This is a genomic window from Blautia sp. AF19-10LB (assembly GCF_003461245.1).
Classification (GTDB): Bacteria; Bacillota; Clostridia; order Lachnospirales; family Lachnospiraceae; genus Blautia_A; species Blautia_A intestinihominis.
Map to the genome: position 1 here is coordinate 53,291 of NZ_QTWS01000001.1, position 22,030 is coordinate 75,320.

Here is a 22,030-nt window from a genome sequence, read left to right on the forward strand (position 1 = left end):
CGACCTGTCAGTGGCGGGCAGTTATGAAGCATAGATTGATCATGCAAGTTCTTTGCCGGTAAGCATCTTGTATGCCTGGAGATATTTGGCGATGGTCTTGTCAACGATCTCCTGCGGAAGTGTCCAGTCATTTCCTGGATTGGCTTTGAGCCAGTCACGTGCGAACTGTTTGTCGAAGGATGGCTGTCCATGTCCTGGTTCGTAGCCTTCTAATGGCCAGAAACGGGAGCTGTCAGGAGTAAGCATCTCATCACCAATCACCATGTTTCCGTCCTCGTCAAGACCGAATTCGAACTTGGTGTCTGCGATGATGATTCCCTTGCTCAGTGCATATTCTGCACATTTTTTATATAATGCGATGGTATTGTCACGAAGTTTTTCTGCAAGCTCGCGTCCTCTGCCCGGGAAGTATTTCTCCAGGTGGTCGATGCTCTGCTCGAAGGAGATATTCTCGTCGTGATCACCGATCTCAGCTTTGGTAGATGGTGTGTAGATCGGCTCAGGCAGCTTGTCGGATTCCTTTAAACCTTCCGGAAGTTTGATACCACAGACAGTGCCGTTTTCTTTGTAGCTTGCCCAGCCGCTTCCGGTGATATAGCCACGGACGATACACTCGATCGGGAGCATGTTGAGCTTACGGCACATCATGGATTTGCCTTCGTATTTCTCCTGCTGGAAAAATTCCGGCATATCCTTTACATCGACAGAAATCATATGGTTGGGCAGAATATCCTCTGTCAGATCGAACCAGAATTTGGACATCTGTGTCAGTACAGTGCCTTTTTTGGTGACTTCATTGTTCAGGATCACATCGAAACAACTGATACGGTCGGTGGCAACCATGATCAGGCTGTCGCCATTGTCATAAATCTCACGTACTTTACCTTCTTTGATTGGTTTTAATTCCTGCATCTTCTCATACCTCGTCATTTGGTTTTTTGATTGGAAATTTTACAGTAGTAAAGTATCACTTTTTATGCCGGACTGTCAAGAGAGATTTTGACAAGCATGTGATTAAATGCAAAAAATATATATTAATGTGAAAATTTGCACAGAACTATGGTTGTTTTAGGACAATTCTGTTATAATATAACTAAACGAATTGCGCAGCTTGCTGCGGAACAATCCGTATATAGAAGACAAAAGGCAGGTGAGCAGAATGGCAGGCAGAAAGAAGGATCCGCTGCACAAGAGCTTTAGTTATGCTTTTGAAGGGATTTTTACTTGCATCAGAAATGAAAGAAATATGAAGATACATATTGCAGTCGCGGCTCTTGTCGTGATCGCCGGATGGATCCTGGGACTTTCGATCACAGAATGGTGCATCTGTCTTGGGCTGTTCGGGCTTGTGATGGCACTGGAACTGGTCAACACAGCAGTTGAGGCTGTGGTAGATCTCGTGACCACCGAGCGTCATCCGCTTGCAAAGATCGCCAAGGATACGGCAGCAGGAGCAGTCCTGATCGCAGCGATCATGGCAGCGATCGTCGGACTTCTGATCTTTGTACCGAAAGGGCTTTTGTTTCTGAAGCAACTTTAAAAATGATAAGATTTTATGAAAGGAGATATATATTATGGAATTAGGAGACGGACTTAAAAAACTTTTACTCGCAGGCGTAGGTACTGTTGCAGTGACAGCAGAGAAATCCAAGGAGATCCTGGACGAGCTGGTTAAGAAAGGTGAACTTACCGTAGAGCAGGGCAAGGTTCTGAATCAGGAACTGAAACACAACATCAAAGAAACAATCAAGACCAAGACAACACCTGCACCGAAAGCACCGAAGGAAGACATCAAGGATACCCTTGCCAAACTTTCACCGGAGCAGCTTGCAGAACTCAAAGAGCAGATCCTCAAGATGGAAGCACCAAAGGCAGAGGAAGCACCAAAAACCGAAGAAGCTCCAAAGGAAGAAGCTCCTGCAGCAGCTGAAGAGCCGGCACAGGAAACAACGGAAGAATAAACAACAGAAACGGAGCAGCAAATGAGCAGACCAGACAATGAAGCAGAGCAGAAAGACGGCTACGGAGAGCGCCTCAAAGAAATCACCGCTGTTCTGAAGAAACATTCTATCACGCGAGGTGTCTCTCCGGAGAAACTTCGTCTTATACTGGAAGATCTGGGCCCAACTTATATCAAGTTGGGTCAGCTTATGTCACTTCGTTCAGACATCCTTCCCAAGCGTTACTGTGATGAGCTGATGAAACTGTGTTCCGATGTACCGCCGATGCCTTTTTCGGAGGTGATCGAGGTTTTGGAAGAGTCGATGGGATGTCCCTGGCAGGCAGAGTTCAAAGAGATCCAGGAGCGACCACTCGGTTCCGCCTCCATTGCACAGGTTCACCGGGCAACGCTCAAAACAGGCGAGGAAGTTGTCGTCAAAGTACAGCGCAAGGGAATCTACGAGACGATGGCAAGGGACATTGGCCTGATGCACAAGGCAGTGCGGCTGATGCCGCCGGTCAGCATCAAGGGTGCCGTTGACCTGAACATGGTCTTAAGCGAACTGTGGACAGTGACACAGGAGGAGATGAACTTCCTGACAGAAGCCGCCAACATTTCCGAGTTTGCCAAAAAGAACAAGGGCGTTGCCTTTGTAAAAACGCCGATCCTGTATCGGGAATATACGACGACGCATGTACTGGTCATGGAATATATTGACGGGATCGCGATTAACGATAAAGAAAAACTTCTGCAGAACGGCTATGACCTGAATGAGATCGGAAGCAAGTTTGTGGACAACTTTATCAAGCAGGTGATCGAGGATGGCTTTTTCCATGCGGATCCTCATCCTGGCAATGTGCGGATCCAGGGCGGCAAGATCGTCTGGATCGATATGGGGATGATGGGAAGGCTCACGGAGAGAGACAGAGAACTGATCAGCCAGGCTGTGGAAGGCGTGGCACTGAATGATATCGGAAAGATCCAGGATGCAGTTCTGGCACTTGGAGAATTCAAGGGCAAACCCGACCACAGCAAGCTCTATCAGGATATCCAGGATCTGATGGAGAAATATGGAACTGCAGATATCGGAAATATCGATCTTGCAGAGGTCATGGTAGATCTCATGGAGGTCATGAAGGAAAACAAGATCATGATGCCTCACGGACTTACCATGCTGGCGCGGGGTCTGACTCATGTAGAAGGAGTCCTTGCAGATATCAGTCCGGAGATCAATATGGTCCAGATTGCGGCAGCCCGCATCAAAGAAGAATTTTTTGGCGAGGGAAACTGGAAGAAGGAGCTCAGGGCAAATACCAAAAACATCTACCGGTCCTTCAAGAAATCCATCGAAGTTCCGTCGCTTGCAGCAGATTTTCTGCAGGGCTGCATGAAGGGACAGACGAAGATCAATCTGGATCTCCATGTGGCAGATGATCTTTCCAGACTGCTCCGAAGGCTGGTGCGAAATATCGTTATGGGACTGTGGGTGATGGCACTTCTGATCAGTTCCAGTATTATCTGTACGACAGATATGAAGCCAAAGCTGTGGGGGATCCCGGCGTTGGGAGCACTGGGGTATATCAGTGCGTTTATCATTGTGATGTATGTGTTTTTGAAACACTTTTTTTCAAAAAAATAATACCAGGAGGAATTTTTTTAAATGAGTACAAAAGCAGAACAGGCGATCGCATTTCACGATCAGGGATATAACTGTGCACAGGCAGTTGCATGTTCATTCTGTGAGGAGTTTGGAGTGGACAGAGAAGAGATGTTCAAGATCGCAGAAGGATTTGGTTTCGGAATGGGGATCATGGATATGTGCGGTGCGCTGTCAGGAATGATGATGGTGATCGGACTGCAGAACAGTGTGGGAGATCCGGAGAAAGGCAAGATGACCAAGGGCGATACCTACAAGAAAGCCAAAGCCTACATCAACAAATTTGCAGAGCAGAACGGCTCCTATCTCTGCCGCGACCTCAAAGGCGTAGAGACCGGAAAAATTCTCCGTGCCTGCCCGGACTGCATCCGCGATGCAGTTGCCCTGACAGAAGAATATCTGGCATCACAGAAAGAGAAATAATAATATCAATAACAAACAAAAATCCTGCCACAGCAGAGAGGAATACCTTTCTGGTCCGGCAGGATTTTTTGATATTGCATATTGAGGAAACACCGGCGGTGCATTCATTGATCTTTACGAAAGATCCAGGATCATTCAGCAACTTTGACAAACTGGCTGTTATAAAGATTCTGGTAAAATCCGCCTTTCGCCATCAGTTCTTCGTGAGAGCCCTGTTCGATGATGCTTCCGTCTTTCATGACGAGGATCTCGTCTGCATTTCGGATCGTGGACAGACGGTGTGCAACGATGAAGCTGGTACGACCCTCCATCAGACGATCAAACGCTTCCTGAACCATGAGTTCGGTTCGTGTATCGATGCTTGATGTTGCTTCATCCAGGATCAGCATAGGCGGCAGGCAGAGCATGACACGGGTGATGCACAGAAGCTGCTTCTCACCCTGGCTTAAGCTGTCTTCCTTGAGCATGGTATCAAGTTTGTCCGGGAGACGGCGGATGAATTCCCAGCTGTGGGAACGCTTTGCTGCCTCGATGATCTCTTCGTCAGTGGCATCTGGTTTGCCGATGTTGATATTGTCACGGACAGTACCGTTTTTGATCCAGGTTTCCTGAAGGACCATACCGAAGCTGCTTCGTAAGGAATGGCGGGAGATCTCGTTGATCGGATGTCCGTCGATGGAAATGGTTCCTCCGGTCACATCATAAAATCTCATCAGCAGGTTGATAAAAGTAGTTTTACCGCATCCGGTCGGTCCAACGATCGCGATACGTTTACCAGGCTCTGCATGGAGATTGAAGTCTTCGATAAGCTTCTTGTCCGGAACATAGCGGAAGCTGACATTGTCGATATCGACTTCACCTTTAACATCGGAAATCGTTTCCTCAGGATCTTTGCTTTCCGGTTCTTCTTCCAGAAGTGCGAAGATTCTGGTGGCGCAGGCAAGTGCGTTCTGAAGTTCTGTGATAACGGAACTGATATCATTGAATGGTTTCATGTACTGGTTCGCATAGGAGAGCAGTACAGAAAGTCCGCCGACAGTCAGAGCACCGCCAGGAATCATAAAGGCACCGACCAGAGCTACACCTGCGTAGATGACGTTGTTTACGAAACGGGTAGACGGGTTGGTCAGACTACTGTAGAAGACAGCTTTCTGGCTGCATTCCTTTAATTCCTGGTTGATCTCGGCAAAGCGAGCAGAGGATTTGTCCTCGTAACCAAATGCCTGAACGATCTTCTGGTTTCCAATCATTTCCTCGATGAGAGCAGTCTGACGGCCGCGGGCATCACTCTGTTTCCGGAACATATGGAAAGAACGTGAGGAAATGAATTTTGCCACAAAGAAGCTGAGTGGTGTCAGGACAATGACCATCAGTGTGATCCAGAAGTTCTTGGAAAACATGAAGATCAGAGTACCGATGATCGTCACGATACCGGAAAAAAGCTGTGTAAATCCAAGCAGAAGACCATCGGAAAGGATATCCGTATCCGCAATGACACGGCTGATGATATCTCCGGTACTGTGTCCGTCCAGATAGGAAAGCGGAAGCTTCTGGATGTGACGGATCGCTTTGGCACGGATGTCCTGCACGGTACGGAAAGTCATACGGTTGTTGATGATGTTCATGATCCAGGTAGCAAGACTGGATACAACGACCATGACAAGGATCCTGGAAAGGTAATACCACATCCTCTGGAAGTTTACCTGATGTTCTGCAACGACCTGGTCGATTGCGTCACCAAACAGTACCGGCACGTAGAGCTGAAGGACTACGGAGACTGCGGCAAGGATGATACTGAGAATCAGGAGCAGACGGTATCTTCCGATGAAACGGAGTACCTTCCACAAAGTTTCTGTGCTGTTTGCATTTGACTGCTGTTTGTTTTTTGTACTCATGATAAGGTCACCTCCGCAGCATTGCCGGAAACGGCAGTTTTTGAAGAATCATATTTTGCCCGTTCTTCAGGGAACTGGGAGAAGTAGATCGCTCGGTAGATCTCGCAGGAGCGGATCAGGTCATCATGAATGCCTTTGCCGACAAGCTCACCATCGTTCAGAACGAGGATCAGGTCTGCCTGACGGATGCTGGCAGCTCGCTGAGATACCAGGAAGGTGGTGACATTGCCGCTCAACTGATGCAGGGATTTACGAAGTGCTGCATCTGTCGCAAAGTCAAGTGCACTGGCACTGTCGTCCAGGATCAGGAATTCTGGTTTCTTGACAACGGCACGCGCGATGGTGAGACGCTGTTTCTGTCCTCCGGAAAGGTTGCGGCCATTTTGTTCCAGTTTGAAATCAAGCTGACCATCCTTGCCTTCGACGATCTCACGCGCCTGGGCTGTTGTGAGTGCATCCCAGATCTCTGCATCTGTGGCATCGTCGCGTCCCCATTTCATGTTTTCGCGGATCGTTCCTTTAAAGAGGGCTGCACGCTGTGGTACAACACCGATTTTTTCACGGAGGTCATGCTGGCTGTAACTGCGGATATCCTGTCCATCAATACGGACAGTACCCTGTGTCGCATCATAAAAACGTGCGATCAGATTGACAAGTGTGGATTTACCGCTTCCGGTACCGCCGATGATACCAACTGTCTGGCCTTTTTTGACAGAGAAGCTGATATCGGAAAGGCTTGGTTCGCTGGAACCTGCATAGGCAAAAGTAACGTTCTCGAATTCGAGGGCATTTTTGCCGGAAGTCTGAGCAGCGGAAGCTGCCGGGTACTCCATGGAAGTTTTTACTTTGAGGATATCTGCCACACGGCCTGCACAGGCTGCGGATTTGTTGAGGGTGATGATCAGGGAAGCCAGTTTGATAAGCTCGACGATCATCTGTGCCATATAGTTGTAGAGCGCTACGACCTCACCCTGCTGCATGTTTCCAAGGTTTACCTGGAGACCGGCGTTGCTGATCAGGATGACAGTCGCGATGTTGATGAGTACGTAAGTCACCGGATTGAGAAGGGCAGAAAGTCTGCCGACGAATTCATTTAATTTAGTGAGCTGTTCGTTGCTCTCGTCAAATTCCTGTACGGATTCTTTTTCGCGGCAGAATGCACGGATGACGCGTACACCGGTGAGGTTTTCTCTGGTCAGTCTTGTGACGGTATCCAGACGGCTCTGTACCTTGCGGAAAAGCGGGATACTGAGATACATGATCACAAAAACGACCAGAAACAGGAATGGGATCGCAACGGCGAAGACCAGGGCACAGCGGAAGTTGATGGTGAATGCCATGACCATGGAGCCGAGTACGATAAACGGGCTTCGAAGAAGAAGACGAAGTCCCATATTTACACCATTCTGTACCTGGTTGATATCGTCGGTAAGGCGGGTGATCAGAGTGTCTGTTCCGAGGGTGTCGAGTTCCGTGTAAGAAAGTTTCTGTACATGGTCATAGACAGCCTGACGGAGTTCTGTGGCAAATCCAACGCTGGCCTTTGCAGCAAAAAACTGGGCTGTGATGCTGACTGTAAGTCCTGCAGCAGCCATCAGGACAAGGATAAAAAACCGTTCGATAATGTAATGACGGTCATTTCCTGTGATACCCACATCGATGATCTGGGCGATGACTACCGGAACAAGCAGGTCAAACACAACTTCCAGAAATTTGAAGAAAGGTGCAAGGATGCTTTCTTTCTTGTAGTTTCTCAGGTAGATTGCGAGAGATCGCATTTTGTGTTTCCTCCATTTTTCTTGATGATTGACAATCCCTATTATAGTCCTGTATCATAAGGCTTGCAACGATTAAAAACAATATTTACTTATTATAGAAGAAAAGGGGTAGAAATATGCGGCGTGAGGTAACTCTGGAAGAGATTTCAGATGGAAGATTATATGATGCAAATGATATGGTAAAGGCAGACTGTCAGGATTGTAAGGGATGCTGCGACTGCTGTAAGGGAATGGGAGATTCTGTGATCCTGGATCCGTATGATGTCTGTCGTCTGTCAAGAGGACTTGGAAAACAGCCACAGGAACTGATCGGGACAGTTCTGGAACTTGGCGTATCTGACGGAAATATCCTTCCACATCTGATGATGAAGGGAAAAGAAGAGAGCTGTGTGTTCTTAAATGAAGAGGGCAGATGTTCTGTGCATGCGATCCGTCCGGGATTCTGCCGCCTGTTTCCACTTGGAAGATATTATACAGAAGATGGCTTTAAGTATATCATCCAGATCCATGAATGTGCGAAGAAAAACCGCTCCAAGATCAAAGTAAAGAAATGGATCGACACACCGGATCTTCGGCAGTACGAGAAATTTGTCTGGGACTGGCATCAGTTCCTTTTGGATGTGCAGGAAGTTTTTTATCAGACAGAGGACACGGAACTGATCAGAAACCTGAATATGTATGTGATCAGCCGTTTCTATACGAAACCGTATGAAGAATCACAGGACTTCTATGCACAGTTCTACGAACGTCTGAAAGAAGCAAAAAACCTTCTGAGCCTTGGAGTATGACTCCGGACTCAGAAGGTCTGAAAGCTTTATTTGGCGAGAAGTTCATCGAGAAGCTGGTGGATGGTTTTGTTCAGTACCGGATGACGGTAGTGTGATGCGATCTCATCCATCGGTTTCAGCACAAAATCACGGTTTTGCACGTCGATATGCGGAATGTGAAGATCCGGAGTGTCGATGATCTCATTGTCATAAAAGAGAATGTCAAGATCCAGGGTACGTGGCCCCCAGTGGATCAGGCGTTCGCGGTTGGCTTCTGCCTCCAGTTCATGAAGTCTGTCGAGCAGTTCTTCCGGAGTCAGGAGTGTACGGAGTCTCAGGACTCCATTCAGAAATTCATCCTGTTCTACACCACCGTAAGGTTCTGTGACCAGATATTTGGACACAGCTTCCACTTCGCAGTCTGGTGTATCTTTGAGTCCCTGGATCCCGTTATCCAGGTATTTCTTTTTGTCCCCGAGGTTGGAGCCGAAAGCTACATAGGCAGTGTGCCAGCTTCTGGTGATCTCAACGGCAACGGTATCGAGCGGAAGCCCTACAGGAGCCCATGGTTTCTCGATGCGGAGTGTGATCTTTTTTAATAAGGGCAGTTCCGAAAGGAGCATCTGGCAGAGATTTTCGGCGAGAGCTTCGAGAAGTTTGTAGGTGTGCTCTTTGGCGAACTTCGTGATCATGTGGCTGACTTCTCCGTAATGGATGGAGGCTGTCAGCTCATCGGTCAGGCCGGCCTTTCGGGTATCTGTGTAAAGAGTCGCAGATACGACAAATTTCTGTCCGAGTACATTTTCCTCCGGAAATACTCCGTGGTTTGCAAAAATCTCAAGGTTTCTGATCTCGATCTTATCCATTATTTTATGTTCCTTCCAAGAATTGCTTCAGTCATCAGTACGGCACGTTTGTTTTCTTTGACATCGTGGACGCGGACGAAAGCACAGCCCTTCATAACGCCGATGACGGAAGTGGCAATGGTACCTTCTACACGCTGGTCAACCGGGAGATCCAGAGCAAGACCGATCATGGACTTGCGGGAAGTTCCGAGCAGTACCGGGAATCCAAGGTGCTGGAAAAGTTCCAGATGGTTCATGGTCTCCAGGTTCATCTCGTAAGTTTTGCCGAAGCCTACACCCGGGTCGAGGATGATGCGCTCATCTTTGATGCCGGCTTTTCTTGCGATGTTGACACATTCCTGTGTCTCTGCAAGCATATCAATAAGGAAGTTATTGTATTCTGTGTTTGCCTTATTGTGCATCAGGCAGCAGGCAGCGTCGTGCTTTGCGATGACACCGGCCATTTCCGGGTCGTATTTGAGTCCCCAGACATCGTTTACAAGGTCTGCGCCTGCCTGAACAGCGACATCAGCAACGCTTCCTTTGTAAGTGTCAACGGAGATCGGCACGTCGAAATGCTTGCGGAGTGCCTCGATGACTGGAACGACACGGGCAGCTTCTTCCTCTGCACTGACCGGTGTATGGCCCGGACGGGTAGACTCGCCGCCGACATCCAGAATATCCGCACCGTCAGCGATCATGGCTTCTGCGTGCTTGAGGGCGTGATCCATGGTGTTCCATTTGCCGCCGTCTGAGAAGGAATCCGGTGTTACGTTGAGGATTCCCATGATATATGTTCTGTTAGTTACATCGAATTCACGATTTCCTATTTTCATGACAGGTTCTCCTTTAGTATTGAATTGTCATATTTTTTTTCTGCGGGGACCAGTAGCATTCTGGTTCTGCCACACAGAGAAAACAATTCCTGGATTTTTTGTCAGCTTCGTAGATGAGCTGGCTGAGCACTGGAACCTCATCACTGGAAGAACGGTGCTCGCGGATCGCAGAGAGGATCGCTTCTTTTTCTTCGGAAGAGAAGTCAAGGTCAGAAAGGATCGTTTCTGCAATGCGGGCACCTGCCTCGTCGTGAGGTGTCCCGACAGTATACTGTTCTGCACGGCCGATATCATGGAGAAGGGCAGTGCAGTAAATAAGTTCACGGGGACAGGAAATTCCACGTTCCAGTGAAAATATGTAAGCAAGACGTGCTACATCAAGGAAATGCTCCGGGGTGTGCCGGCAGAATATACGGTCTGCCTCAAGTCGGGTCAGTTCCTTAAGATTCTGCTGATAGAGGGGGTGTTCCCAGATTTCCTGGACTCTCTTCATCGCTGGCTCCATCAGTCTTTTACCATGGCGAGGAACTGTTTCTGGAGTTCGATATTATTCTTGAATTCGCCTCTGGTGATAACGGTCATGGTCTTGCTGCCTGGTTTCTTGATTCCGCGCATTGTCATGCAGGTGTGTTCTGCTTCAAGCATGACCATAACTCCCTTTGGTTCAAGAACACGATCCAGGGCATCTGCGATCTGAACAGTCAGTCGTTCCTGGATCTGCGGTCTTCTTGCATAAACGTCTACAGTACGGGCGAGCTTGCTGAGACCGGTTACTTTGCCATTCGGGATATAGGCAATGTGTGCCTTGCCGTAAAATGGCATCAGATGATGTTCGCACATGGAATAAAAAGTGATGTCCTTTTCGAGAACCATCTCGTTGTTCTCTACCTGGAACTGTTTCAGAAGATGCTGGTCAGCTTCTTCGTCCAGACCACCGTAGATTTCGGTGCACATACGTGCGATACGGTCTGGTGTATCTTTAAGTCCTTCACGGTCAGGATTTTCACCGATCCCTTCGAGAAGAAGACGGATCGCCTGTTCTACTTTTGCTTTGTCTACCATAAAAAATGACAACCTCCTTGAAATATAAATAAAAATTTACGATACCATGGAGATTGTCTTTTTTTTGTCGAGGTAATACTGTGATTTATAAAAGCAAAAAGATATCTCCAATTGTGATAGAACGTATGTCGAAAAACGTATCCCTACACAATATGAGATATCCTCTTATATTGTCGCAACGGGTGCGGGCTCTATACCGTAAGACGTACTTTTCGTTTCAGCGACAACTCCCCATTCGCTGAACACTTGACGCATAAAGTCCTATTTTGCATATCATTCATTTCGAGTTTAGTATAGCATATATGCATGAGATATAAAAGATAAAATTTATCGAAAAAAGGCATCATTTTACAGCAAACTGATAAAAAAAGACAATATTCGATGGAAAAAGATAAACCTTGACGGCAAGGGCTGGCTGTGGTAGCATAGAGTTACTTTATAGAAAAAAGAGATTCGCAGATTACGGACCGATCAGGGATAACGACTGTGTGCATTTTTTTGTGCGCGGTTGTTGTCCCTTTTTTTGTATGTTTTTAATGCAGGAGGGAACGCATATGTATTTGATGATCGATAATTATGATTCATTTGTATATAATCTCAAGGCTTACTTTGAGGAACTGGGACGGAAGATCCTGGTGCGGCGCAGTGACCAGATCACGATGGAGGAGATTGAGAAAATGAACCCGGAGGGGATCATCCTTTCCCCGGGACCGAAGCGTCCGTGGGATGCGGCTGTGTGTGTGGAGGCAGTCAGGAGATTTCAGGGAAGGATTCCGATCCTCGGAGTCTGCCTTGGACATCAGGTGCTTGGATTCTGCAGCGGTGCGTCTGTCCACAAGGGGGAGCGTCCGATGCATGGTAAGGTTACACCGCTCCACAACCAGGGAACGGGAGTTTTTGGCGGGCTTCCTGAGAAGTTTCGTGTGACGAGATATCATTCTCTGATCGTAGATAAGGAAAGTGTTCCCTCAGAATGGCAGGTGGACGCTGTGGCAGAGGATGGAGCTGTTATGGGAATCTCTCATAAGATACTGCCTTTGTACGGCGTGCAGTTCCACCCGGAGGCAGTTCTTACGGAGTATGGACATGAGATCCTTGAGAATTTCTGCCGGATCGCGGAGAATGCGTGAGCTATATAGCAATGATGCATTTATATATAGAAGAAAAATGAATTTTTATACAATAGCAGTTTCTGCAAAAAAGTGAGCAGGGATTAATGACAGGAAGGAAAAACTATGTACCATAAACAACGACAGATCAAAAAATTAACTACATATATACCGGTGGCAGAAACTTTCCGCGCGCTGGCATCGGAGCAGGATTGTGTATTCCTGGATTCTTCTCTGGTCAATGACCTTGGAAGATTTTCCATTATTGGAGCCTGCCCGTACCTCAAACTGGTGAAGGACGGGGAGAAATTTTTTATCAATGAAAAAGAAGAGACAGGGATCACCTTTGAAGATTATCTGCGAAACTACCTGAGAGACCATGTCGATCAGAATGAGAGCGAGCTTCCGCTGGTCTCCGGCGCAGTGGGATATTTTTCTTATGATTATGGGCGCAAACTGCAGGGCGTTCCGTCCGGGGAAAAAGACCTCGTGGAGATCCCGGATGCCGTGCTGACCTTTTATGATGTCTATCTCATTGAGGACTGTCACCAGAAAGAAGCATATCTGGTTGCAAATGGGATCACAGCGGATGCTTCTGAGAAGATCCGGGAAATGGAGCAGAAAATCCGGCAGCGGACAGAGAGAAAAGAAGAACAGAGAGTTCCTCACAATATCATCGTAACACCGAACTTCGAAAAAGAAGAATACAAAAAAGCCGTGGACGACATGATCCACTATATTATAGAAGGAGATATCTACATCACAAACATGACACAGCAGCTCACCATCGAGAGCGATAAGGCTCCACTGGATGTTTTTTATGACCTTCGCAAAAACAATCCGTCACCGTTCGGCGGGTACATGGATCATGGCGATTTCCAGATCGTCTGTGCTTCTCCGGAACGTTTCCTCAAGATGAAAAAAGGTCACGTCAACACAAGACCGATCAAAGGTACACGAAAAAGAGGCGCGACTCTGGAAGAAGACCTTCTGATGCGTACCGAACTGGAAAACTCTGAGAAGGACAAGAGTGAACTCCTGATGATCGTCGATCTGGAACGAAATGACCTGAATCGGGTGTGTAAACCGGGCAGTGTGAAGGTGACAGAACTTTTTACAGTAGAAGAATACGCGACTGTTTTTCACCTCGTTTCTGACATCGAGGGAGCTCTGGAAGAGGGCAAAAACTTTGTAGACCTTCTGGAAGCAGCATTTCCAGGCGGGTCGATCACAGGGGCTCCGAAATATCGTGCGATGGAGATCATAGATGAACTTGAACATGGGAAGAGAAATCTGTATACTGGATCTATAGGATATCTGACCCTGGATGGAGACTGTGATTTCAACATCGTGATCCGCACTGCCCTTCACAAAGACGGGAAATATTTCCTCGGCGCAGGCGGCGGCATCACAGCGGAATCTGATCTGGAGTTTGAGTATGAGGAGACGCTCCAGAAAGCGAAGGCGATTCTGGAAGCGTTAAGCTAAAAAAGTATGGGGGAACGGTATGGACATTAAATTAGATGAGGGGTTCCAGTTCGGACTGGGTGCATTTGAGACGATTGCAGTAGAAGAGGGAAGACCGATCCTGCTTGACCGTCATCTGAGGAGACTTGAGAGGGCGGCAGCGTTTTTTGGATTTGGTCCGGCTTCTGTGCGGGGTGTCACAGAAGAAGCGGTCCACAAATTTATCGCAGATCAGAGTGAAGAGGAAACACGGCACGGAGCGGTAAAGGTCGTTCTTTCCGGCGAAAACGTGCTCTTTCAGATGCGAGGCAATCCATATACAGAAGAAAAATATCTCCGGGGATTCGTAGCCGATATCAGCAAGGTGAAACGAAATGAAACCTCTCAGCTTGTGTACCACAAGACCCTGAACTATGGCGACTGCATCCTCGAAAAAAGAGCCGCCACAGCAGCCGGGATCCAGGAGAGAGTTTTTCTGAACACCAAAGGGCAGATCTGCGAGGGCGCAGTCAGCAATATTTTCTTTGTCCGCAAAAACAAGATCTACACTCCACAGCTTTCCTGCGGGCTCCTTCCGGGCATCCTGCGGGAATATGTTCTTGAGAACTTCGAAGTAAACGAAACGGTGATCTACCCGGAAGAACTGATGTATTATGACGAATGTTTCGTGACAAATTCCCTCATGGGAGTCATGCCCGTCCGCCAGCTCGGGAACATCTGCTTCCCCCACAGAACCAGAGCCGACGAAGTCCGGACCCTATACGAAAGCCAGAAAATGTCCCTGTAAGGAGGGGCATTTTTTTGTGTACAAAAGTTCACACAAAAAAATAGATAAAACAACTTGACATTAAAAAATCATATTTGTATAATATCAAAAGTTAGGATGCGAACTAATTTAAGGAATCGGTGAAAGGGGGAACTCGCTGTTTCGATGAAAGAAACGGAAGAAAAACTGACAAATATGCACGTGGGAAGGCTGATCCATATGATGTCGCATCAGATGAAGCGGGATTCCAACAGTGTGGCATCGGCGATCGAGAACGATGAGCTGACGATCATGCAGAAACATGTGCTGAAATTTGTTCTTCTGGAGTCTCTCCACAGAGACCTTTATCAGAAGGATATTGAAGAAGAATTTCAGATCAGGAAATCCACAGTCACAGGGATCCTCAAACTCATGGAGAAACATGGGTATATTTACAGAGAAAGTGTAAAGAAGGATGCCAGGCTGAAACGGATCGTTCCGACTGCGAAAGCAGAAGAGATGCGGCCGAAGATCCTGGAACATATCCAGAAAACAGAGGCAAGGCTGATCGAAGGGATAGCCCCGGAGGATGTTCTGATCTGCAAAAAAGCATTGGGACAGATGCTGTGTAATCTGTCAGAAATGAATAAGGAGGAAAATCAAAAAGATGAATAAGACACTTTTTAAATCCATCAGAGAATACAAGAAGCAGTCCATGCTGGCTCCAATCCTTGTCATCCTCGAAGTACTGATGGAAGTGCTCATTCCTCTGGAGATGGCAAAGATCATCGACGTTGGTATCGCCAACGGTGATCTGGGATACATCGTACAGAGGGGGATCATCCTGGTCGCAATGGCGATGCTCGCGCTGTTTTTTGGCGTGCAGGCCGGAAATATGGCAGCAGTTGCAGCGGCAGGATATGCGAAAAATCTTCGTCACGATATTTTTTATAAGGTACAGGATTTTTCATTCAAAAACATTGACCATTTTTCCACATCCGGTCTGGTCACACGAATGACGACCGATATCACAAACGTACAGATGGCATACATGATGAGTATCCGTCTTCTGGCGAGAGCTCCGATCATGGTGATCTTATCTTGGGTCATGACACTTTTGATCAATGTCAAGATCGCACTTCTGTTCCTGGTCGTGATCCCGGTTCTCGGCGGCGCACTGATGTACATTGCAAAAAAAGCACATCCGCATTTTATCAAAGTATTTGACGAGTACGATGAGCTGAACAATTCCGTTCAGGAAAACGTCAACGCTGCCCGTGTAGTGAAAGCTTTTGTAAGAGAAGATTATGAGGTAAATAAATTCCATGGGGTATCCAAATACGTTTATACCCTGTTCACAAAGGCTGAAAAGATCGTTGCATGGAATGCGCCGACCATGCAGTTTATGATGTATGCGGTCGTTCTTCTGATCGCTGTGATCGGTGGACGCAGTATTGTGTTTGGAACCATGGAGACAGGTGAGCTGACAAGTGTGATCGTCTATGCACTGCAGATCCTGATGTCTCTGAATATGGTAACTTTTGTATTTGTTATGATCATGATCGCAGAGGCTTCTACAGACCGTATCACAGAGGTTCTTAATGAAGTGCCTGAGATGCAGGACAGATCTGATGCAGTCAGAGAAGTCCCGAGCGGCGATATCGTTTTTGACCATGTAAACTTCAGCTATGCCGGAGAGGGCGGAAATCTTTCGCTGAAAGATGTAAACCTTCATATTAAATCCGGACAGACAGTCGGAATCATCGGTGGAACAGGAAGTGCCAAATCCACACTGGTTCAGATGATCCCGAGACTTTACGATGTCACCGGCGGTGCAGTCAAAGTTGGCGGGATCGATGTAAGAGACTACAACCTGGAAGTGCTCCGTGATCAGGTATCCATGGTGCTCCAGAAAAACGTCCTTTTCTCTGGTTTCATCTACGAAAACATCCGTTGGGGTGATGAGCATGCTTCTGACGAAGAAGTAAGACGTGTATGTAAGCTGGCGCAGGCAGATGGTTTCGTTACAGAATTCCCGAATGGCTACGATACCATGATCGTTCAGGGTGGAAATAACGTTTCCGGTGGCCAGAAACAGCGACTCTGTATCGCACGTGCTCTTCTGAAAAAACCGAAGATCCTGATCCTTGACGATTCTACCAGTGCGGTAGATACCAAGACAGATGCCCTGATCCGTAAAGCTTTCCGCGAGGAGATCCCGGATACGACCAAGATCATCATTGCACAGCGTGTTTCTTCTATAGAAGATGCGGACCAGATCATTGTTCTGGATGGCGGCCAGATTGTCGGAGTGGGAACTTCCGAAGAACTTCTGAAGACAAATGAAATTTACAGAGAAGTATACGAATCTCAGGTGAAGGGAGGCGAAGAGGATGAGTAATAACAGCAAAAATAAAAAACCGCGAATGACAAAGAAAGATCTGCAGACAGCAAAGCGTCTTATGAAATATATGACAGGAAAATACAAATTTCAGTTTATCCTTGTATTTTTCTGTATCCTGATCAGTGCGGTGGCAACAACAGCAGTTTCTCTTTCTCTGAGATATCTTCTGGATGATTTTATCCTTCCTCTGATTGGACAGAAGAGCCCGGATTTCGCCGGACTTTATAAGGCGCTGACGGTTCTTGGATGTGTCTTCCTGGCAGGTGTTGCTGCGACTTTTATCTATACAAGGATGATGGTATATATCGGACAGGGCGTCTTAAAGAGAGTGCGAGACGATATGTTTGAACATATGCAGACTCTGCCGATCCGCTATTTTGACCAGAATACAAACGGTTCGATCATGAGTCTTTATACGAATGATACGGATACCCTGAGACAGATGATCAGCCAGGCGATCCCGCAGGCGTTGATGGCACTGTTTACGATTGTCGTTACCTTTATTTCCATGCTGGTTCTGAGCCCGCTGCTCACGATCCTGGCGGTTTTGATCATTTTCCTGATGCTGTTTGTCACAGGAAAGATCGGTGCAAAGAGTGGAAAATACTTCGTTCGACAGCAGATGTCTCTCGCAGATGTGACAGGTTTTGTCGAAGAGCGTATGAACGGACAGCGTGTTGTCAAAGTTTTTAACCATGAAAAGAAATCCGAAGAGGAATTTGACAAACTGAACGAGGCTCTTTTTGAGAGTGCGGCACAGGCGAACAAATACGGTAACATGATGGGGCCGGTCATCGGAAACATCGGAAACCTGCAGTTTGTCCTGACAGCAGTTCTCGGCGGGATCCTTTCCGTTGCAGGAGTTGGGGGGATCACACTTGGTGTCATGGCTTCCTACCTGCAGTTTACCAAGAGCTTTACACAGCCGTTCATGCAGGTGGCACAGCAGTTTAACTCCATCGTCATGGCACTTGCCGGTGCAGAGCGTATCTTTAACCTGATCGATGAGAAGCCGGAGGATGACGAAGGTTATGTAACTCTCGTCAATGCGAAAAAAGATGCCAACGGAAACATCACAGAGTGCAAGGAGAGAACGGGCATGTGGGCATGGAAACATCCGCATTCCGCAGACGGTTCTGTATCTTACACAGAGCTCAAAGGTGATGTAAGGTTCGAAGATGTAACTTTTGGCTACAATGAGGACAAAACCATCCTCCACGACATCAGCCTCTATGCAAAACCGGGTCAGAAACTTGCATTCGTAGGTTCTACCGGAGCAGGAAAAACAACGATCACCAACCTGATCAACCGTTTCTACGATATCCAGGATGGAAAGATCCGTTATGATGGAATCAATATCACAAAGATCAAAAAAGACGACCTGAGACATTCCCTCGGTATCGTTCTTCAGGATACACACCTGTTTACCGGAACGATCCGTGACAACATCCGTTACGGTAAGCTGGATGCGACAGATGAGGAAATCTATGCAGCAGCCAAACTTGCCCATGCAGATCAGTTTATCCAGATGCTTCCGAAGGGATATGATACCATGTTAAGTGGTGACGGCGAGGAATTATCCCAGGGGCAGAGACAGCTTCTCTCCATTGCCAGGGCAGCCGTTGCAGACCCGCCGGTACTCATTCTTGATGAGGCAACTTCAAGCATCGATACCCGTACAGAGAGCATTGTTCAGCAGGGTATGGACAACCTGATGAAAGGCCGTACCGTATTTGTTATCGCCCACAGACTTTCTACAATCCGAAACAGCGATGCGATCATTGTTCTGGAACACGGAAAGATCATCGAGAGAGGTGACCATAAGGATCTGATCAAGCAGAAAGGTACTTATTATCAGCTTTACACAGGAAAGCTGGAACTTTCATAAAAAAATAAAAGATCATCCTACGACAAAGAGAAATGGCAGACGTTCTGTTTACGCAGGGCCGATGCCATTTCTTTTTTGTTTTTATGAAACAGAAACGAAAACGATTTCATATATTATGCACAAAAAGATATTGAAAATATTATATAAAACGACAGTTTACAAATATATCGACAAGAAATATAATAAAATCAATGAAAACGATTACATATTAATATAAAAGGGAGAAATGAAAGATCTATGAAACCAAAAGCTATTTTTCTGGATATTGATGGAACACTGACAGAGCCGGGAACCAATGTGCCTCCGGCTTCTGCCCTGGAAGCGATCAGGAGGGCACAGGAAGCAGGAAATTATGTTTTTCTCTGCACAGGACGCAATTATGCAATGCTGTCTCCACTTCTGAAATACGGATTTGACGGAGTTGTGGCAAGCTCCGGTGGTTATGTGGCGTGCAGGGACGAGGTAATCTACGACAGCCCGATGACAGACGAGGAGCGTGACCGCATGAGCCGGCTTCTGAAAGAAAACGGGATCTTCCGGACGATCGAGTGCGTGGAGGGAGCTTTTACAGATGACGACTTCAAGAACTTCCTCAGGGAACATGCAAACGAAGGGGAAAACAGTGAAATGCTCCGCTGGCAGGAACAGATCGAGAAGGATCTGAATATCTTACCAATGGAAGCCTACAAGGGTCAGGCGGTATACAAGATGGTCGTTATGAGTCCGTCCATGGAAAGTCTTGAGATCTGCCGGGAAGAACTGAAGGATGATTTTTCCTTCTGTATCCAGGAGCCGAGAGGCGGGTTTGTAAACGGCGAGATCATAAGCCGCAGATTTGACAAAGGAACCGGCGTGCTGAAAGTATGTGAACATCTGGGGATTCCCCTGGAAGATTCGGTCGGCTTCGGCGACAGTATGAATGACAAGGAAATGCTGGAAGTCGCAGGATTAAGTGTCTGCATGGAAAACGGCAGTGCGGAGATGAAGAAGATCGCCGACGTGATCTGCCCGTCCGTGACAGAAGATGGAATAAAAAAAGCATTTGAAAAATATCATTTAATGTAGTGCTTTTATGCGGTCCTTCAAAGACTGCAAACAGGAGGTGAAAACGATTACAGAAATATACACAAAAATGACCTTTGATGTTTGGCTGAAATGCCGGTTTACAAATGAAACAAAAAGGGTTATATTAAAGATACGAAATGTAAACGATTTCACACAAGAGCGCAAAGTAAAAACAAAGGAAAGAGGGAGAGAAAATGGCAATGGATTATGCAAAGTGTGCAAAAGAAATCTTTGATACCGTTGGCGGCAGATCCAATCTTGTAAGTGCGGCACATTGTGCAACGAGACTGCGTCTGGTAACGGTAGACAACAGCAAGATCGATATGAAGAAACTTGAGAACATCGATGGTGTGAAAGGTGTTTTCAGTAACAACGGACAGCTTCAGCTCATCATCGGAACCGGCACAGTAAATAAGGTATACGATGAATTCCTCAAGGTCAGCGGAATGACAGCAGCGACCAAAGAAGAGGTGAAGGCAGCAGCGGCAGCGAAACAGCCGGTATTTAAACGAATGATCAAGGCACTGGGAGATGTTTTCGTGCCGATCCTTCCGGCGATCGTAGCATCTGGTCTTATGATGGGACTGGTAGAGGCACTTGGTAAGGCAATGCCTGCATTTGCAGGAAGCGACTGGTACGGGATCCTCGACCTGTTTTCAAACACAGCATTTACCTTCCTGCCGATCCTGATCGCAGTATCTGCGGCAAGAGTATTCGGCGGAAATATTTTCCTAGGTGCAGTCATCGGTATGATCATGATCCACCCGAACCTTATCAACGCATGGTCTGTAGCATCTATGGATGCAGCTGACATCCCGGTATGGCATCTGTTTGGATTTTCCATCAGACAGGTTGGATATCAGGGTCATGTAATTCCTGTTATCATCGCAGTATGGATCATGTGCAAGCTGGAGAACTGGCTGCATAAACATGTTCCGGAGATGATTGACCTTTTTGTAACGCCACTTTGTACCGTACTGATCACAGGTTTCCTTACCATCGGACTGATCGGACCGGTATTCTCCACAGCAGAAACTTATGTACTTGAATTTGCGTCCTGGATCATCACAGTAGGACACGGAATCGGAGCAATGATCATGGGTGCGATCTATCCGCTCACAGTAGTCTGCGGTATCCACCACATGTACAATGTAATTGAAGCAGGTATGCTTGCTTCTGACGGGCTGAATATCTGGATGCCGATCGCATCCGCAGCAAACTTTGCACAGGGAGCTGCCTGCCTCGCAGTCGGCCTCAAAGCAAGAAACTACAAGACAAAATCAATCTCCATCCCGTCTGCATTATCCGCAGCACTTGGAATTACAGAACCGGCGATCTTCGGTGTAAACCTTCGTTTCATGAAACCTCTTGTATGTGGTATGGCAGGTGGTGCCGTTGGAGCCCTGCTTGGATCCATTTTCCACATTGGAGCAACTTCTTACGGAGTTACAGGAATCCCGGGATTCCTTACCACACTGGATTATTCCGCACAGTATGCGATCATGCTGGCAGTTTCCTTCGCAGTAGCATTCGCACTGACCTGGTTCACCTGGAAAGAAGACCCGGAAGATGCCAAAGTGACAGCAGCAAAAACAGATGACGCTCCGACAGCAACAGAAGAGACAGCAGAAGAAGTAACGGTAGACGGTACAGCAAAGAAACTGTATGCACCGATCCAGGGAACCATTGTTCCGAGAAATGAGATCCCGGATGATACGTTTGCAGCAGGCGTTCTCGGTGACGGTGTCGGAATCGACCCGGAAGAAGGCGTTGTCGTGGCTCCGTTTGACGGCGAGATCTCTTCTGTAACAGATACAAAACATGCAATCGGTATCACAGGACCGGCAGATATGGAAGTCCTGATCCATGTAGGTGTTGATACCGTAAACATGAAAGGTGACGGATTTGAGCTTCTGGTAGAAGAAGGACAGAAAGTCAAAGCAGGCCAGAAGCTGATGACTTTTGACATCGCAAAGATCAAAGCAGCCGGATACAGCCCGGTAGCGGCAGTGCTTCTGACAAACAGTGATGATTATCCGGAATTTAAAGTAGTAAAAACAGGAAAGACCCAGAGACTGGAAGAAGTCTTTACCGTATAAAATTAAATAATAAGTAAGAGAAGGCACTGTCAGATTCCTGGATTAGAT

At 47.1% G+C, this 22,030-nt stretch carries 20 protein-coding genes and 1 riboswitch; of the genes, 13 read left to right on the plus strand and 7 right to left on the minus strand.

Annotated features, from left to right (window positions below; genetic code table 11):
* Window positions 1-39: 39 nt before the first annotated feature.
* A complete protein-coding gene (locus DWX28_RS00285; protein WP_118251333.1) occupies window positions 40-912 on the minus strand; it encodes a phosphoribosylaminoimidazolesuccinocarboxamide synthase in 873 nt (290 codons plus the stop codon).
* A gap of 247 nt (window positions 913-1,159) precedes the next feature.
* Here DWX28_RS00285 and DWX28_RS00290 point away from each other — a divergent pair, with 247 nt between their 5' ends.
* The 4 genes from DWX28_RS00290 to DWX28_RS00305 are packed head-to-tail and all read left to right on the plus strand — an operon-like array spanning window position 1,160 to window position 4,022.
* The gene (locus tag DWX28_RS00290) at window positions 1,160-1,540 is read left to right on the plus strand and encodes a diacylglycerol kinase family protein (RefSeq protein WP_118251334.1); all 381 of its coding nucleotides are present in this window, start codon (window positions 1,160-1,162) and stop codon (window positions 1,538-1,540) included.
* Between the two features lie 34 nt (window positions 1,541-1,574).
* The gene (locus DWX28_RS00295) at window positions 1,575-1,961 is read left to right on the plus strand and encodes a hypothetical protein (protein WP_179978631.1); all 387 of its coding nucleotides are present in this window, start codon (window positions 1,575-1,577) and stop codon (window positions 1,959-1,961) included.
* A gap of 21 nt (window positions 1,962-1,982) precedes the next feature.
* Window positions 1,983-3,581 carry an ABC1 kinase family protein gene (locus tag DWX28_RS00300; protein ID WP_118251336.1) on the plus strand — a complete coding sequence of 533 codons (1,599 nt, stop codon included), beginning with the start codon at window positions 1,983-1,985 and terminating at the stop codon, window positions 3,579-3,581.
* Window positions 3,582-3,602: 21 nt separating this feature from the next.
* Window positions 3,603-4,022, plus strand: a complete 420-nt coding sequence (locus tag DWX28_RS00305; protein ID WP_118251337.1) for a C-GCAxxG-C-C family protein — start codon at window positions 3,603-3,605, stop codon at window positions 4,020-4,022.
* Window positions 4,023-4,153: 131 nt separating this feature from the next.
* Here DWX28_RS00305 and DWX28_RS00310 read toward each other — a convergent pair whose 3' ends face one another.
* Window positions 4,154-5,917 (minus strand): ABC transporter ATP-binding protein, encoded by a 1,764-nt coding sequence (locus DWX28_RS00310; RefSeq protein WP_118251338.1) that lies wholly within the window; start codon window positions 5,915-5,917, stop codon window positions 4,154-4,156.
* Complete coding sequence (locus DWX28_RS00315) at window positions 5,914-7,695, minus strand: ABC transporter ATP-binding protein (RefSeq protein ID WP_118251339.1); 1,782 nt, start codon at window positions 7,693-7,695, stop codon at window positions 5,914-5,916. The genes DWX28_RS00310 and DWX28_RS00315 overlap by 4 nt, the downstream gene beginning before the upstream one ends.
* Before the next feature lie 116 nt (window positions 7,696-7,811).
* Between DWX28_RS00315 and DWX28_RS00320 the strand changes: the two genes are divergently transcribed.
* On the plus strand, window positions 7,812-8,483 hold the full coding sequence (locus tag DWX28_RS00320; protein ID WP_118251340.1) for a YkgJ family cysteine cluster protein: 672 nt from the start codon (window positions 7,812-7,814) through the stop codon (window positions 8,481-8,483).
* 26 nt (window positions 8,484-8,509) lie between these two features.
* Here the strand turns inward: DWX28_RS00320 and folK are convergent, their stop codons facing one another.
* The 4 genes from folK to folE are packed head-to-tail and all read right to left on the minus strand — an operon-like array spanning window position 8,510 to window position 11,205.
* Complete coding sequence (gene folK / locus DWX28_RS00325) at window positions 8,510-9,328, minus strand: 2-amino-4-hydroxy-6-hydroxymethyldihydropteridine diphosphokinase (RefSeq protein ID WP_118251341.1); 819 nt, start codon at window positions 9,326-9,328, stop codon at window positions 8,510-8,512.
* The gene (gene folP, locus DWX28_RS00330) at window positions 9,328-10,143 is read right to left on the minus strand and encodes a dihydropteroate synthase (RefSeq protein WP_022215589.1); all 816 of its coding nucleotides are present in this window, start codon (window positions 10,141-10,143) and stop codon (window positions 9,328-9,330) included. Before folP ends, folK begins: the two co-directional genes overlap by 1 nt.
* 13 nt (window positions 10,144-10,156) lie before the next feature.
* On the minus strand, window positions 10,157-10,636 hold the full coding sequence (locus DWX28_RS00335; RefSeq protein WP_118251342.1) for an HD domain-containing protein: 480 nt from the start codon (window positions 10,634-10,636) through the stop codon (window positions 10,157-10,159).
* 11 nt (window positions 10,637-10,647) lie between these two features.
* Window positions 10,648-11,205 (minus strand): GTP cyclohydrolase I FolE, encoded by a 558-nt coding sequence (gene folE / locus DWX28_RS00340; RefSeq protein WP_022215591.1) that lies wholly within the window; start codon window positions 11,203-11,205, stop codon window positions 10,648-10,650.
* 174 nt (window positions 11,206-11,379) lie between these two features.
* Window positions 11,380-11,476: riboswitch (THF riboswitch) on the minus strand.
* Window positions 11,477-11,759: 283 nt separating this feature from the next.
* Between folE and DWX28_RS00345 the strand changes: the two genes are divergently transcribed.
* The 8 genes from DWX28_RS00345 to DWX28_RS00380 all read left to right on the plus strand — a co-directional run bounded on the left by DWX28_RS00345 (window position 11,760) and on the right by DWX28_RS00380 (window position 21,982).
* Window positions 11,760-12,335, plus strand: coding sequence for an anthranilate synthase component II (locus DWX28_RS00345; protein WP_118251343.1), 576 nt, complete (start codon window positions 11,760-11,762; stop codon window positions 12,333-12,335).
* A gap of 105 nt (window positions 12,336-12,440) precedes the next feature.
* The gene (gene pabB, locus DWX28_RS00350) at window positions 12,441-13,802 is read left to right on the plus strand and encodes an aminodeoxychorismate synthase component I (RefSeq protein ID WP_118251344.1); all 1,362 of its coding nucleotides are present in this window, start codon (window positions 12,441-12,443) and stop codon (window positions 13,800-13,802) included.
* A gap of 19 nt (window positions 13,803-13,821) precedes the next feature.
* Window positions 13,822-14,568, plus strand: a complete 747-nt coding sequence (locus DWX28_RS00355; RefSeq protein WP_118251345.1) for an aminotransferase class IV — start codon at window positions 13,822-13,824, stop codon at window positions 14,566-14,568.
* 144 nt (window positions 14,569-14,712) lie between these two features.
* Window positions 14,713-15,201 (plus strand): MarR family winged helix-turn-helix transcriptional regulator, encoded by a 489-nt coding sequence (locus tag DWX28_RS00360; RefSeq protein ID WP_022215595.1) that lies wholly within the window; start codon window positions 14,713-14,715, stop codon window positions 15,199-15,201.
* The gene (locus DWX28_RS00365; RefSeq protein WP_118251346.1) at window positions 15,194-16,927 is read left to right on the plus strand and encodes an ABC transporter ATP-binding protein; all 1,734 of its coding nucleotides are present in this window, start codon (window positions 15,194-15,196) and stop codon (window positions 16,925-16,927) included. Before DWX28_RS00360 ends, DWX28_RS00365 begins: the two co-directional genes overlap by 8 nt.
* Complete coding sequence (locus DWX28_RS00370) at window positions 16,920-18,818, plus strand: ABC transporter ATP-binding protein (protein WP_022215597.1); 1,899 nt, start codon at window positions 16,920-16,922, stop codon at window positions 18,816-18,818. Before DWX28_RS00365 ends, DWX28_RS00370 begins: the two co-directional genes overlap by 8 nt.
* Before the next feature lie 237 nt (window positions 18,819-19,055).
* Entirely contained in the window at window positions 19,056-19,883 is an 828-nt protein-coding gene (locus DWX28_RS00375; protein ID WP_022215598.1) for a Cof-type HAD-IIB family hydrolase, read from the plus strand.
* A gap of 194 nt (window positions 19,884-20,077) precedes the next feature.
* The gene (locus DWX28_RS00380) at window positions 20,078-21,982 is read left to right on the plus strand and encodes a PTS beta-glucoside transporter subunit IIBCA (protein WP_118251347.1); all 1,905 of its coding nucleotides are present in this window, start codon (window positions 20,078-20,080) and stop codon (window positions 21,980-21,982) included.
* The last annotated feature ends 48 nt before the right edge of the window (window positions 21,983-22,030 follow it).

Excerpts from the sequence above, each read along its gene's own strand:
- DWX28_RS00285 (WP_118251333.1), bottom strand. The coding sequence starts at position 912 with ATGCAGGAATTAAAACCAATCAAAGAAGGTAAAGTACGTGAGATTTAT.
- DWX28_RS00290 (WP_118251334.1), top strand. The coding sequence starts at position 1,160 with ATGGCAGGCAGAAAGAAGGATCCGCTGCACAAGAGCTTTAGTTATGCT.
- DWX28_RS00295 (WP_179978631.1), top strand. The coding sequence starts at position 1,575 with ATGGAATTAGGAGACGGACTTAAAAAACTTTTACTCGCAGGCGTAGGT.
- DWX28_RS00300 (WP_118251336.1), top strand. The coding sequence starts at position 1,983 with ATGAGCAGACCAGACAATGAAGCAGAGCAGAAAGACGGCTACGGAGAG.
- DWX28_RS00305 (WP_118251337.1), top strand. The coding sequence starts at position 3,603 with ATGAGTACAAAAGCAGAACAGGCGATCGCATTTCACGATCAGGGATAT.
- DWX28_RS00310 (WP_118251338.1), bottom strand. The coding sequence starts at position 5,917 with ATGAGTACAAAAAACAAACAGCAGTCAAATGCAAACAGCACAGAAACT.
- DWX28_RS00315 (WP_118251339.1), bottom strand. The coding sequence starts at position 7,695 with ATGCGATCTCTCGCAATCTACCTGAGAAACTACAAGAAAGAAAGCATC.
- DWX28_RS00320 (WP_118251340.1), top strand. The coding sequence starts at position 7,812 with ATGCGGCGTGAGGTAACTCTGGAAGAGATTTCAGATGGAAGATTATAT.
- folK (WP_118251341.1), bottom strand. The coding sequence starts at position 9,328 with ATGGATAAGATCGAGATCAGAAACCTTGAGATTTTTGCAAACCACGGA.
- folP (WP_022215589.1), bottom strand. The coding sequence starts at position 10,143 with ATGAAAATAGGAAATCGTGAATTCGATGTAACTAACAGAACATATATC.
- DWX28_RS00335 (WP_118251342.1), bottom strand. The coding sequence starts at position 10,636 with ATGAAGAGAGTCCAGGAAATCTGGGAACACCCCCTCTATCAGCAGAAT.
- folE (WP_022215591.1), bottom strand. The coding sequence starts at position 11,205 with ATGGTAGACAAAGCAAAAGTAGAACAGGCGATCCGTCTTCTTCTCGAA.
- DWX28_RS00345 (WP_118251343.1), top strand. The coding sequence starts at position 11,760 with ATGTATTTGATGATCGATAATTATGATTCATTTGTATATAATCTCAAG.
- pabB (WP_118251344.1), top strand. The coding sequence starts at position 12,441 with ATGTACCATAAACAACGACAGATCAAAAAATTAACTACATATATACCG.
- DWX28_RS00355 (WP_118251345.1), top strand. The coding sequence starts at position 13,822 with ATGGACATTAAATTAGATGAGGGGTTCCAGTTCGGACTGGGTGCATTT.
- DWX28_RS00360 (WP_022215595.1), top strand. The coding sequence starts at position 14,713 with ATGAAAGAAACGGAAGAAAAACTGACAAATATGCACGTGGGAAGGCTG.
- DWX28_RS00365 (WP_118251346.1), top strand. The coding sequence starts at position 15,194 with ATGAATAAGACACTTTTTAAATCCATCAGAGAATACAAGAAGCAGTCC.
- DWX28_RS00370 (WP_022215597.1), top strand. The coding sequence starts at position 16,920 with ATGAGTAATAACAGCAAAAATAAAAAACCGCGAATGACAAAGAAAGAT.
- DWX28_RS00375 (WP_022215598.1), top strand. The coding sequence starts at position 19,056 with ATGAAACCAAAAGCTATTTTTCTGGATATTGATGGAACACTGACAGAG.
- DWX28_RS00380 (WP_118251347.1), top strand. The coding sequence starts at position 20,078 with ATGGCAATGGATTATGCAAAGTGTGCAAAAGAAATCTTTGATACCGTT.